Below are 13,105 nucleotides of genomic sequence, written 5' to 3'. Positions count from 1 at the left end.
CAAAGCGAGACACCCACTTAATCCGCAATACCTTCATTCGTCAGGAGAAACAGCCATAGACCAGATTCATCTTATGCGCGTGTTTGTGACAGTGGAAGAAGAGGGCGGTTTTGCTGCCGCCTCACGGAAACTGGATATCTCACCTGCAGCCGTGACGCGTGCCATTGTGGCACTTGAAGAGCAGTTAGGCGTTAAGCTGATCCAGCGTACCACACGCAATATCCGTTTAACCGATGCCGGCCACCAGTATTATGAAGATAGCAAAGCGATACTGGCCAGTATCTCTGAAGCCAATGAGGCGGTTTCAGGCTCCAATACTGAACCGCACGGCACGCTATCTGTGACGGCATCCGTGCTATTCGGGCGCTTATATGTGATGCCCAGCATCATCGACTACATGCAGAAATATGCCAAAGTAAAAGTCATCGCGCATTTTGTAGACCGCGTGACTAACCTGGTGGAAGAGGGTATCGATGTCGCGATCCGCATTGGTGAATTGCCGGATTCATCATTGCGTGCGATTAAGGTTGGTCAGGTGCGACGGGTATTGTGTGCTTCCCCGGCCTATCTTGAAAAGCATGGCGTGCCTGAACAGCCTGACGACTTACCTGCACACGCCATCATTTCTGCAAACGCTATTTCGCCCAAGGTCGAATGGGGTTTTGGCGCAGCAAAAACCTCAAAAAAAATACGCATGGAGCCCAGGCTGATTGTGTCGAGCAATGACGCCGCTCTGGCGGCCGCCATTGGCGGACTGGGAATTACGCGCTTGCTGTCTTATCAGGTGAAGAGTGAGGTTGAGCGAGGGGCTTTGGCACTGATACTTGAAGACTATGAAGAGTCACCTTGGCCTATCCATGTTGTCCACCGCGAAGATAAATTAGGTTCTCTAAAAGTGCGTGCCTTTATTGATGGCATCGCTAATCATCTACGGAATCATCCTAATCTTAAATAGCCATGTTGATACCCATGTTGCGCCCAACGAAATAATCAATTTCTCGCCGGGTGGTTTTTTCCTGTTGAGCGGATTTGTAGAATGCACTCGTCTAACAAACGACAGTGAAATACAACCCGCTTGATCAGGAGACCAAAAATGAAAGCAGCGATTATTATTTTCTCAGACCCGACACATGGCGGAGAAGAAGCCTTGGGGCGTGCATTTAACGGACTGGCCGCCGCGTATGATTTCAAACAGCATGACACTGAAGTCGCCGTTTATTTCCAGGGTACCGGTACACGCTGGGCAGGAATAGTCAGCCAGCAAGACCATGCTTTGCATGCACTCTATAGCGCTGTTTCTGACACCATTGCTGGCGTATCATGCGGGTGTGCCGATGTTTTCGGCGCTCGTGAGGCCGCTGAGAAGAATGGCTTTGAGCTGGTCAAGGATAATCGTGTACCTGGCACCTCTGGCCTGCCAAGCATTGCCCAGTTGACAGCACAGGGATACACCATATTTACTTTTTAGGAGAAAAAGACATGACATCGACCCCATCCTTTCGTCCACCCGTGCCACCGTTTAACCGCGAAACCGCGATTGAAAAAGTGCGACTGGCTGAAGATGGCTGGAATTCAAGGGACGCTGCCAAAGTGGCTCTCGCTTATTCCTTGGATACAAAATGGCGCAACCGGGCCGAGTTTGTCAACGGCCGTGAGCAGGCGCAGCAATTCCTTGAGCGTAAGTGGAACAAGGAGCTCGAGTATCGCCTGATCAAGGAATTATGGGCCTTTACCGAAAACCGGATTGCGGTGCGGTACGCCTATGAGTCTAAAGATGATTCTGGCAACTGGTTTCGCTCTTATGGTAACGAGAACTGGGAGTTTGGCCCGGATGGCCTGATGATCAACCGCTTTGCTTCTATCAATGACCTGCCGATCAAAGAAAGCGAGCGTTTGTTTCGCTGGCCGCTGGGGCGGCGCCCGGATGATCATCCAGGCTTGAGTGAATTAGGACTCTAGCAAAAAATAAAGCCCGGTAATTATTACCGGGCTTTGCTTATATTCTGACAGTGATTACCTGCCTTCAGAAATCTTCTTCAGGTTATCCAGACCAGATCTGTAAACCACGGTCATGGTTTTAACCGCGTCATCATCTGTCTGGTTAGCGACTGGTTTATCGGAAAGATCCTTACGTTTGAAATCTCCACTCCAGGTAACTTTGGATTTACTGTCAGACAGCGCCTTCACCGTGATGGTTGAGCGGTAATTGCTCACCGGCAACACACCCTCAAGGATTTTGTAGCTAAAGGTTTTTTGCGCCGGGCTGAAAGTAAGTAACTCTTCTTTCACCTGGGTATTGTCCTGCAAGGTCAGCAAGCGGATAGCGCCAGGCAGGTTAGGGGTACCACTCAAGATATGCGTGGTTTTAATGGCCGGATGCCACAAACCCAGGTCGCCAAAGTTACTGACATTTGCCCACACAGTATCTGCCTTGGCATTGATCTCGACAGACTCTTCCAGCTTGAGTGTTTCTGCCGCTGCATGGCTGGCCGCAGGAATAAACCCGGCGACAAGTACTAACGATGTGAATAAAGCCTTCATTCAGTTCTCCTCTAGATTATTGTTGATTGGTGTTTAAACATATCCTGGTGCATTGCTTAGTGAGAGACTGTTTTGGAAAATAAATTCATTATCAGTACGCCTGCCAGGATAAAAGCCATCCCAATCAGTGCCGGGGTATCAAGTTTTTGCCCATAAAACACCCAGCCGACAATCGCCAGCAGCACAATACCCAGGCCTGCCCAAATCGCGTAAGTGATGCCGATCGGGATCGCTTTCAGAGTCAGTGACAGGAAGTAAAACGATAGTGAATAGCCAATGACTACTGCTATTGAAGGCAGCAGGCGTGTGAAGCCTTCACTGGCTTTCAGGCTGGAAGTAGCCGTAATTTCGGAAATAATTGCAATTGCCAGATAGAGCCAGTACTTCATGTGTTCTCCGTTAAGCTAAAAATCAAGATAAAGTTATGTAGATGGAATATTGCTAAAGTCCTGCTATCAAGCTGACGCAAGAAAATAAGTAACCGGGTTAGTCAAAATTAAATGCGTACTGTTCGGACTCTTCACCTGGCTGTCTGCCAGGCCGTTCCAGGCCGCTGGCTTTCACGCCGAGCAAGCGTATGGTGCGGTCAAGATCAATCCTTTTTAAACACTTGCCTGCAGCTTTGCGTATCGATTGTGCATCGGCCACAGGTTTGAGCAGGGTGAGATCGCGGGTGACGGTTTTAAAGTCATCAAAGCGCAGCTTCAGGCCTATCTTGCGGCACACATAACCCTTGCGCTGCAGATCATCGGCAACCCGTTCGCATAATTGGGTGAACGCAGTGCTCAATGCCTGTTTATCACGCACAGCATGCAAATTGCGTTCAAAGGTGGTTTCACGGCTCATCGAGACTGGTTCGCTCTCGGTCACCAACGGTCTGTCGTCATGCCCACGTGATACCCGGTACAGCCATTTACCGTAGCTTTGCCCGAAATGCTGTGTCAGCCAGGCTTCATGCAACGTTGCAATCTCGCCTATGGTCTGTATTCCCAGTGATTCAAGCTTGGCACTGGCCTTGGGGCCTATGCCATTGATCTTGCGCGCGGGCATCGGCCAGATGCGGGTGGGCAGATCTTCCATATTGATAATGGTAATGCCATCCGGCTTTTGGATATCCGAACATAACTTGGCCAGTAACTTATTAGGCGCGATGCCGACTGAACAGGTGAGGCTGGTGGCCTCAAGCACGGCAGTTTTCAGTCTTTGCGCAATGGTCAGCGAATCCTCATCCAGCATGGTGATATCTACATAAACTTCATCAATGCCTATATCCTGGATCACCGGACTGACCGAACGGATAGCTTCTTTAAACAGTCGCGAATAGCGCCGGTATAAATTGAAATTAACCGGGAGAATAATGGCATCTGGAGCCAGTTTCGCGGCGCGCATGGTAGGCATGGCCGAATGCAAGCCCAGCGCACGGGCTTCATAAGTCGCGGTAGTTAACACCCCTCGGCCCACATAATCCCGCAGTCGTGAGAAAACATGCGTGCCGTCTTCATTCAACTGGGGCGTATCCGAGGCACGACCACCGACAACGACAGGCAGTCCGCGCAATTCCGGATATTGCGATAATTCGCAGGAGGCAAAAAATGCATCCATATCGATATGGGCAATGCGGCGTGCATTTACATCGCACATGGTGAGCTAAAGATAACTGAAATCATGCGCGTGGATTGTAGCTGTTTAAAAACGTATTTAATATAAACGCTGCTCAGCCCAAGCATTGTTTGCCTGGCAGCTAAACAAATCGTGATGTTATTTCGGTTCAAACGTGCGTTGGTCTTTTTGTGCTCGCTCATTCACGCGAATAGCTAGTAGAGAACCGCCTGTAATAATCACTGCTGTAATGGCTTTGTAATCTGGATCAACGATAGTCCAGATGATTGAACTGATCAATAACACTGCCAGGAATATTTTCAAAGCTAACATTTGGCCTCCATAAACGGTCATTTAAGTATGCATACCCCATACCATTGATCGATTCTTAAAATAGATCAAAGTTTCGGATAATAAGTTGTCGGCTGGAAGTTAAATCTGAATCAAAACTAAATAGTGATAAACTGACCCTATGTACCAAATCAGTCGGAATGAAGTTTATGCGGATAGTTTTTTGGGTGGCCTAAAACAAAAAAATCCTAAGTTATTTCTAACAAAGGATTGTTTTATTCTTTATGGTGCCCAAGAGAGGACTCGAACCTCCACGTCGTTAAACACTAATACCTGAAACTAGCGCGTCTACCAATTCCGCCACCTGGGCTAAAGAAGCTGTGCATTTTAAAGGAAGAATAAATATTGTCAACAAAAAAAACGAAACAAAACCTGCGTACAAATGACCCGCAGGCGCAACGAGAAGCCGAGTTATACCAAACGCCGTTACCAAGCCGTGAGCTAGTGCTGCAACTACTCTCCGATCAGGGCGTTCCCCTCAGTGCAGACCAGATCTACCTGTTGCTCGATATCAGCCATGACGAGCGCGATAACTTTAACCGTCGCCTGGGTGCGATGGAGCGTGATGGCCAGCTGATGCGCAACCGCAAGGGCGCGTTTTGCCTGCCGGATAAAATACATTTAATCGCCGGGACCGTATTTGGCCATACCGATGGCTTTGGTTTCCTGGTGCCGGACGATAAAACCAAACACCCTGAAGATATTTTCCTGGGCCCCAAAGAAATGACCATGGTGATGCATGGTGACCGTGCCATGGTACGGCTGGCGGGGATGGATAGAAGAGGCCGCCCGGAAGGCAAGCTGGTAGAAGTGCTGGAACGTGCCAACAAAACGCTGGTAGGCCGCGTGATTCGCGCGCAGGGTGTGACCATTGTCGCAGCGGAAGACAAGCGTATCAGCCAGGATATCCTGATCCCTTACCATCTGGATATGGATGCGCAGGTCGGACAGGTGGTGACCATTGAGTTAACCGAATATCCTTCCTCACACTCACGGCCTATGGGTAAAGTGGTGGAGATTCTGGGTAATTACGCCGATAGCGGTATGGAGATCGAGATTGCCTTGCGCAAGCACCATTTGCCGCATCAATTCAATCCGGCAGCCATCAAACAGGCGGAAGACTTTCCCAGAACAGTCCAGCCCAAAGACTACAAAGGCCGCAAGGATCTGCGAGATTTAGCGCTGATCACCATCGATGGTGAAACGGCGCGTGACTTTGACGATGCCGTATTTGCCGAGCCGCAAGGCAAAGGTTGGCGGTTAGTAGTTGCGATTGCCGATGTCAGTTTCTATGTACAGCCTGGCGATGCGCTGGATAAAGAGGCGTTTGACCGTGGCAACTCAGTGTACTTTCCGCGTCGCGTGATCCCAATGTTGCCGGAGGCCTTATCGAATGGCTTGTGCTCGCTGAACCCTGAAGTTGAGCGTTTGTGCATGGTCTGTGACATGCAGATCGATGGGCAGGGCGTGGTCAAGCAATACCAGTTCTATCCTTCAGTGATGCTGTCCAAAGCACGCATGACCTATACCAAGGTATCTGCGTTGCTGCACGAGGAAGATCCGGCACTAACCGCAGAATACCAATGGCTGCTGCCGCATTTGAATAACCTGAATGGCGTGTTCAAGTTAATGCTGACGCAGCGCGAAAAACGCGGCGCGGTCGAGTTTGAATCTACCGAGACCATGATGGTGTTCAACGACAACGGCAAGATAGACAAGATCGTGCCGGTGGTACGTAATGACGCGCACAAGCTGATTGAAGAGTGCATGCTGGCTGCAAACGTCTGTGCCGCAGATTTTCTGCTGAAAAACGAACAGACTTGCCTGTACCGTATCCACGAAGGCCCTACGCCGGAAAAACTGGAAGCCCTGCGACTGTTCATGGGCGAGTTCGGTTTTGGTGTAGGCGGTGGTGAGAAGCCGCAGGCCAAGGATTACGCCAAACTGATGCAGCGCATCAAGTCACGCCCGGATGCACAATTGTTGCAAACCGTGATGCTGCGTTCTATGCAGCAAGCCGTTTACAGCCCGGACAATGTCGGCCATTTTGGCCTGGCTTATGATGCGTATACGCACTTTACCTCACCTATCCGCCGTTACCCGGATTTGCTGGTACACCGTGCCATCAAAGCGGTTGTAGAAGGTAAACGTTACCAGGCCAAAGACTGGCATCAACTTGGCACCCATTGTTCCATGACTGAACGCAGGGCCGATGATGCCACGCGTGATGTCACCAACTGGCTGAAATGCTTTTACATGCAGGACAAGGTTGGCGAAGTGTTTGCCGGTACGGTGGCTGGTGTCACCAGTTTTGGGCTGTTTGTGGCGCTGGATGAAGTGTATGTGGAAGGCTTGTTGCACGTCACCGATTTAGGTAATGATTACTTTATCCACGATAAAGCCAGGCATGAAATGGTAGGCGAGCGCACGGGTGTACGTTACCGGCTTGGCGACCGGCTGACAGTGAAAGTCGTGCGTGTGGACCTGGAAACCGCCCGCATCGATTTTACCCTGGCAGGCAAAACTGACGCATCCGTTGAGGACACAGAGACTGATACTGTTTCAGAAGCCGGAACATCCAATCTGAGAAGATCGCAGGTATCAGAGGCGAGAGCACGACCAGCAAGCCCGTACAGTGCTGGTAGTAAAAGCGGTAAAGCGGGAAGCAGTAAAGGGGCATCCCAAACCAGGTCAGCGACAGCATCTGCAGCCTCTGGCAAAGAGGGAGCTGGCAAACCGCGCACCGCAAAAGAAAAAAATCGCCGCTCGGTGCAAAAAAATAAAGGCAAACCCAAGGCGAAAGCCCGATAATATCGCCTGTGCATATTTCGCAAGGTTGTTGCTTATGCCTGCAACCTTGTGAAATATTCAAACCAGCCCGCGCTTGAAACACCTCTGCGCGGTGCTTTGCGTTTGAAATCAGAATTAAATTAATTAGGAGTAACTATGTCGGAAAGCCGCATTATTTTTGGTTTTCATGCGGTGTTAAGTCGCATGCGTCAGCATGGCGGAAGCATTCAGGAAATTATCATTGACCAGGACCGGGTAGACGCGCGCATGCGTGATCTCCTGGATATGGCGAAACTGCAAAATATCCGCGTTATCCAATCTGAACGTAATCGTCTGGATGGATTTATCGGCGCCAATGGCCGCCACCAGGGTGTGATTGCCAGGGTGGTCGAAACGCCCATGCCTTATAAGGATATCCACGATGTACTTGAGTCAGACCTGGATGAACCACCGTTCTTCCTGATCCTTGATGGCGTTCAAGACCCGCATAATCTTGGCGCTTGCCTGCGGGTTGCAGATGCGATGGGTGTACATGCCATCATTGCGCCAAAAGACCGGTCAGTGGGCCTGAATGGCACAGTACGTAAAGTTGCCAGTGGCGCAGCTGAAACCGTCCCGTTTATTTCCGTGACCAATCTTGCGCGTACCATGCGTGAACTCAAGGATGCGGGCGTACATGTGGTGGGCACCACGATGGATGCCCCCAGTGATTTGCACAACACCAAATTTGAAGGCGCGATTGCGCTGGTCATGGGTGCCGAGGGGGATGGCTTACGTCGCCTGACGCAGGAAACCTGTGACTCGCTGATTACTATCCCTATGTTTGGCTCGGTGCAGAGTATGAATGTCAGTGTCGCCAGCGGCATTGCTTTGTATGAAATCCGTCGTCAACGCGTCCTGGCCAATCCCAAGGAATAAGCTTCAGATTCATGATTACTTTAACTGGCCTTTGGCAGCAGTTACGCCAGCAGTCCAAGCGCTTGTGGTTAGGCCAGTGGCTGGCATTTTGCGGTGCCGCAGTCGCGGTGCCCATCCCGTTGATGATGCCATTGCTGGTCGATGAAGTCCTGTTAAATCAGCCCGGAAAACTCACCCAGACACTTGCTGCATTGCTCCCGCCAGCATGGGTGGGGCCCATCGGCATTATTGCCTGTGTGACGCTGTTCACTATTTGTTTGCGTCTGGGTAGTGTATTGCTCGGCGTCGCTACCACCCGTATTTTCGTCAGTTTATCCAAGCAGGTGACATTGGGTGTGCGGCAAACCCTGCTCGACAAACTTTCGCGTATACGCATGCAGGTATATGAAAGCCTGGGAGCAGGGCAAATCACTGCTCGCCTGCTGACCGATATTGAAACACTGGATAAATTTCTTGGCGAAACAATAGCCAAGGTGCTGGTTGCAGTTTTAAGCGTGATTGGCGTGGCCGTAGTACTGCTATGGATGCACTGGCAACTGGCACTTATCATCCTGTTGCTGAATCCGTTTGTAATCGCGCTGACCATGGTGCTGGGTAAAAAGGTCAAACTGTGGAAACAGCGCGAAAACAACGCGTTTGAAGTGTTATCACAATCAGTGAGTGAAACGCTGGAAGTCATGCAGCAGCTTCGCGCCAGCAATAGTGACAAGCGCTTCCTTGAAAAAGCCAAACAGGCCGCTGAGACCGTCAGGGAAGCTGCTACCGCTTCCGGCTGGAAATCAGATGCTTTATCCCGTTTGTCATTTGGTGTCTTCCTGTTCGGCTTCGAGATTTTCCGTGCGGTCGCCATGCTGATGGTAGTGTTCTCCGATCTTTCCGTAGGCCAGATGATCGCCGTGTTTGGCTATTTGTGGTTCATGATGGGGCCGGTGCAGGAATTGCTCACCGTACAGTTTTCCTATTACGCGGCAAAGGCAGCACTGACGCGGATCAACCAGGTGCTGGAAGCGGAAGAAGAGCCGCATTATCCGGCGCGGGTCAAAGGTTTTAATGACCAGCAGCCAGCTGCAATCTCGTTAAAACACGTCACTTTCGCTTATGGTGAAGGCGACCCTATCCTTGACCAGGTCAGCCTGAATATTGCGCCCGGCGAGCAAGTGGCGCTGGTGGGTGTTTCCGGGGCGGGTAAATCTACCCTGGTTCAGTTGTTACTCGGTTTGTATGCGCCCAATCAAGGTCAAATCCTGTTTAATGACCAAGCCATAGAACAATTGGGTTATGCCCAGATCCGCGAGCATGTAGGTGTGGTGCTGCAACACCCCATGCTGTTTAACGATAGCGTGCGGCAGAACCTGGCCATGCAGCAACCTTATGCTGATGACGCATTGTGGAAAGTGCTGGAAGTCGCCCAGCTGGCGCAGTTTATCCGTGATTTACCCGACGGGCTGGATTCGCAGTTAGGTCGCAGCGGCGTACGTTTGTCTGGTGGTCAACGTCAGCGGCTGGCGATTGCGCGCATGATGCTCAAACAACCGCAAGTGGTGATCCTGGATGAAGCGACTTCCATGCTGGATACGCATACCGAAGCCTTGTTGCATGCTGCCATGCATACATTTTTGCGTGGCCGCACCACCATTATCATTGCCCATCGCTTGTCTGCAGTGAAAGAAGCAGATCGCGTGCTGGTATTTGACGGCGGCCGCATTATCGAGGAAGGCCAGCACGCAACGCTGGTCAATCAGGCCGGTAGCGTGTACCAGCGGTTGTATGGGCAGCAAACCGCCTGATTCATTTGGACAGGATTGTCTCGATTCAAACAAGATTACGCCATATTCCAGTGTATATTATTTCGTCAGGCGAAACAGTATATTGATTTCCCGATAGTTTTTCTTAAATTCTTATCCGGTTACATTGAGTCATCCCGAATTTCTTCGGTTATCGACCTCAATGACAAAGGATAAATGATGAACTACACCAAATTTAAAGTTGCTGTGAAAATGTCTGTATTACTGGCTTCGCTAGTGACTTCATCAGTTTTGCCGGTGTATCAGGCAACGGCGGCAGAAACATCAACTCAAGCTATCAAGAATGAAACCGCTGTTTCATATCACACGGTAGTGATTGATGGCGTGAAAGTATTCTATCGCGAAGCAGGCCCTAGAAATGCGCCTGCAGTGCTGCTTCTGCATGGCTTTCCTACCTCGTCACATATGTTCCGCAATCTTATACCGCAATTAGCTGACCGTTATCACGTCATCGCGCCTGATTATCCCGGCTACGGTCAAAGCGATCAGCCAGCGATGGATAAGTTTGGTTATAGCTTTGACAACCTGGCAGCAGTGGTAGACAAATTGACCACCAAGATCGGTTTGAGCAAATATGCCCTCTATGTGCAGGATTATGGCGCACCTATCGGTTACCGCCTGGCTGCTGCACACCCGGAAAAAATCACTGCAATCGTTGTGCAAAACGGCAATGCTTATAACGAGGGCATAGATAATCCATTCTGGGAACCGATCAAAGCCTACTGGAAAGATAAAACAGAAGCGAATGCGGCCAAGCTGCGCCCGGTGCTGGAAATCGACGCTACCAAATGGCAATACACGGAGGGCTTTCGTGACGCGGCTAAGCATGTGAGTCCTGATACATGGGTGATAGACCAGGCCTACCTGGACCGCCCTGGAAACAAGGATATTCAAGTGGAGATGTTCTACAGTTACGGGACCAATCCTCCGCTTTACCCGGCATGGCAAGCGTATTTTCGTAAACATCAACCACCCATGCTGATTGTCTGGGGCAAGAACGACAAAATCTTTCCGGCTGCGGGGGCAACGCCTTACCTGCGTGATCTACCTAATGCAGAATTGCACCTGCTCGATAGCGGTCACTTTGCTCTGGAAGAGGATGGCGAGGAAATCGGCAGGTTAATGCACAATTTCCTTGATCGTAAAGTCATACGCTAAAAATGCAGTGAGCCGGAAATAGTGATTATTTCCGGCTTACTGGTCAGGTTCGAGATGCAGGGGGAAGTGAATAGTCTGCGATTATTGATTGACTATTCTGGACACATAGTTTTTATCATAAGCTTTTTCACCCTGGTCATTCAGCACATGGGTGATTTCCCCCGTTCCGCCCAGTGACACACTGGTCACATGATCAAAATGTATATCGGGGCCAGTTGGCGCTTCAATCGCGCTATTGAGTTTGACGCTGGTATTCACATCGAAAAAGCAGTAAACGCCCATGCCTATGGCTTTGTGATGCTTCACATGGTCAGCCACTTTATATGACGCATAACCGTTGACGCTACCGTTCATCCAGCTTTCCTGGTTAGGCACATCATAAGGCGCTTCACTCTGGTAAAAGTAGACCTGGCCATATTCACCATTCCATAAGGTCTGGTAATTGTGGAAATGCTCAACGAACAAACCATACATGGTGACGTTATCACCGTTGACGATAATGCCATGCTTGGTTTTATTGGTCGCCCAGCCGATGCCGTTGCCATGATCACCGCGCCAGACCCACAGGTTGTCGCCTATCACATGATTGCTGTTGATGATGACGCTGTGCGTCGCATTGCCGACGGTGGCACCGCCCACCCTGAAAAATACGTCGTGCAGGGTGATCGGGTTCTGCGCGTGACTCACGGTGGTTTTTTTGTCGCCCACCTGCAGCAATACCTCAGAATTTTTTTCTCCGGCATCAAACAGTACACCGCTCACTTTCACGCCATCGACATCCGCCACTGTCATTGCGACATTGCCTGCCGTTGGCAGCAGGGTCGCAATCCCCAGGCCCAGCACTACGGTATTGGGATTGTTGATTTGTAGCGGGGCATCCAGCTTGTAAATGCCAGGGGTTAGCAGTAAATGTTTGCCTGAGTTGAGAGCAGCATTGATTGTGCTGGCGGTATCCTTTTCAGCTTTGGCAATATAAAACTTGTTCAAAGGCAGGCTTTCTCCGGGCACATGATTATCTTGCCAGCTCACGCCCTGGCTATTTTTTCGCAAAGCAGGCACAAACACACTGTAATGACCTGCGCTATCGATGGTCAAAAAAGGTTTTTCGCTGACGACAGGTGTTTGCTCGACCACGGTATAAGGCGGGTTAGGCCAGTGTTGGCCTTCAGGCGCATTTTTAACGCCGACGAACACCATGTTCCAGTTCTGGTTCGTCCAGCTGCCCAAAGTAGAGTTACGGGTTAGCCATTGTTGCTGGGTGCCGGAATTAATTTCGTGGTCTACCAGGCTGTCGGCAATGTAACCGCCACTGGACCAGCCGCCATTGTCATCCAGCAACATGTTGCCGCGTACATGGATACGGCGCAAAGGCGAAGCCTGTGACACTGCCCATTGCATGGTGCCATTGTCGGGCGTGACAGACAGGTTTTCGACACTGCGCCAGAAGTTTTGTGTGGCATCACCGCCATGCCAGGAGGCTTCGACCTGGATGCCGCCTTGCAACATGACGTCGTCCGGAAATTGCCCTAAACCTAATAGCTGGGTATAAAAACCGAGCCTGACCTTGTTGTGGTAAACGCCAGGTTTAAACAGCACGGCATAACGCTCGGGACCAAATTGATTACTTTCCTGCAATTTGAATATGGCATCCAGCTTGTTTTGCACCTCACCGGAAGGCATGGAGGGATCCATGATCAGGACATGCTCGCCGAAGTCCGGCGTTTCGACAGTCGTGTTCTGCGCTTCTGTTGCCTGACAGCCCGCTAGTAACAGCGAAGCGAGCAGGGCAGAAGCTGTATTCAAGCCTAGTGATGGAATATTAAAAACGGGCAATTGACGTTGATGCATTGAACTTTGAGACATACAAGATGGCTTTCAATTTTTTAAATATTTGTAGGCTGGACCATGCTTTTGCCCATGAAATTCATTTTTTTTAATTAGAT

12 protein-coding genes and 1 tRNA gene are annotated in these 13,105 nt (G+C 50.3%); 7 read left to right on the top strand and 6 right to left on the bottom strand.

Features of this window, described 5'->3' with window-relative positions:
- Positions 1–73: 73 nt before the first annotated feature.
- From ACFQ2T_RS02705 to ACFQ2T_RS02695, 3 genes are all read left to right on the top strand, one after another.
- On the top strand, positions 74–955 hold the full coding sequence (locus ACFQ2T_RS02705; protein WP_379030137.1) for a LysR family transcriptional regulator: 882 nt from the start codon (positions 74–76) through the stop codon (positions 953–955).
- 138 nt (positions 956–1,093) lie between these two features.
- Positions 1,094–1,468 (top strand): DsrE family protein, encoded by a 375-nt coding sequence (locus ACFQ2T_RS02700; protein WP_379030134.1) that lies wholly within the window; start codon positions 1,094–1,096, stop codon positions 1,466–1,468.
- A gap of 11 nt (positions 1,469–1,479) precedes the next feature.
- Positions 1,480–1,959 carry a nuclear transport factor 2 family protein gene (locus ACFQ2T_RS02695; RefSeq protein WP_379030132.1) on the top strand — a complete coding sequence of 160 codons (480 nt, stop codon included), beginning with the start codon at positions 1,480–1,482 and terminating at the stop codon, positions 1,957–1,959.
- 54 nt (positions 1,960–2,013) lie between these two features.
- Here the strand turns inward: ACFQ2T_RS02695 and ACFQ2T_RS02690 are convergent, their stop codons facing one another.
- From ACFQ2T_RS02690 to ACFQ2T_RS02670, 5 genes are all read right to left on the bottom strand, one after another.
- Positions 2,014–2,541, bottom strand: a complete 528-nt coding sequence (locus ACFQ2T_RS02690; protein WP_379030129.1) for an SRPBCC family protein — start codon at positions 2,539–2,541, stop codon at positions 2,014–2,016.
- Between the two features lie 56 nt (positions 2,542–2,597).
- Positions 2,598–2,930: a DMT family transporter gene (locus tag ACFQ2T_RS02685; RefSeq protein WP_379030126.1), complete on the bottom strand. Its 333-nt coding sequence runs from the start codon at positions 2,928–2,930 to the stop codon at positions 2,598–2,600.
- Between the two features lie 97 nt (positions 2,931–3,027).
- Positions 3,028–4,182, bottom strand: coding sequence for a DNA polymerase IV (dinB, locus tag ACFQ2T_RS02680; RefSeq protein WP_379030123.1), 1,155 nt, complete (start codon positions 4,180–4,182; stop codon positions 3,028–3,030).
- Positions 4,183–4,299: 117 nt separating this feature from the next.
- Entirely contained in the window at positions 4,300–4,473 is a 174-nt protein-coding gene (locus ACFQ2T_RS02675) for a hypothetical protein (protein WP_379030120.1), read from the bottom strand.
- A 243-nt stretch (positions 4,474–4,716) separates the two neighbouring features.
- Positions 4,717–4,801, bottom strand: a tRNA-Leu gene (locus ACFQ2T_RS02670).
- Between the two features lie 35 nt (positions 4,802–4,836).
- Here ACFQ2T_RS02670 and rnr point away from each other — a divergent pair.
- The 4 genes from rnr to ACFQ2T_RS02650 all read left to right on the top strand — a co-directional run bounded on the left by rnr (position 4,837) and on the right by ACFQ2T_RS02650 (position 11,162).
- Entirely contained in the window at positions 4,837–7,302 is a 2,466-nt protein-coding gene (rnr, locus tag ACFQ2T_RS02665; RefSeq protein WP_379030117.1) for a ribonuclease R, read from the top strand.
- Between the two features lie 135 nt (positions 7,303–7,437).
- The gene (rlmB, locus tag ACFQ2T_RS02660; protein WP_379030114.1) at positions 7,438–8,199 is read left to right on the top strand and encodes a 23S rRNA (guanosine(2251)-2'-O)-methyltransferase RlmB; all 762 of its coding nucleotides are present in this window, start codon (positions 7,438–7,440) and stop codon (positions 8,197–8,199) included.
- Between the two features lie 11 nt (positions 8,200–8,210).
- Positions 8,211–9,986: an ABC transporter ATP-binding protein gene (locus ACFQ2T_RS02655; protein WP_379030111.1), complete on the top strand. Its 1,776-nt coding sequence runs from the start codon at positions 8,211–8,213 to the stop codon at positions 9,984–9,986.
- 177 nt (positions 9,987–10,163) lie between these two features.
- Positions 10,164–11,162 (top strand): alpha/beta fold hydrolase, encoded by a 999-nt coding sequence (locus ACFQ2T_RS02650; protein WP_379030108.1) that lies wholly within the window; start codon positions 10,164–10,166, stop codon positions 11,160–11,162.
- A gap of 81 nt (positions 11,163–11,243) precedes the next feature.
- Here ACFQ2T_RS02650 and ACFQ2T_RS02645 read toward each other — a convergent pair whose 3' ends face one another.
- Entirely contained in the window at positions 11,244–13,025 is a 1,782-nt protein-coding gene (locus ACFQ2T_RS02645) for an adenylyl cyclase (RefSeq protein WP_379030105.1), read from the bottom strand.
- Positions 13,026–13,105: the final 80 nt, after the last annotated feature.

It is taken from the genome of Methylophilus flavus (assembly GCF_042678905.1).
GTDB classification, from domain to species: Bacteria; Pseudomonadota; Gammaproteobacteria; order Burkholderiales; family Methylophilaceae; genus Methylophilus; species Methylophilus flavus.
This window is presented reverse-complemented; position numbering and strand designations above follow the sequence as displayed.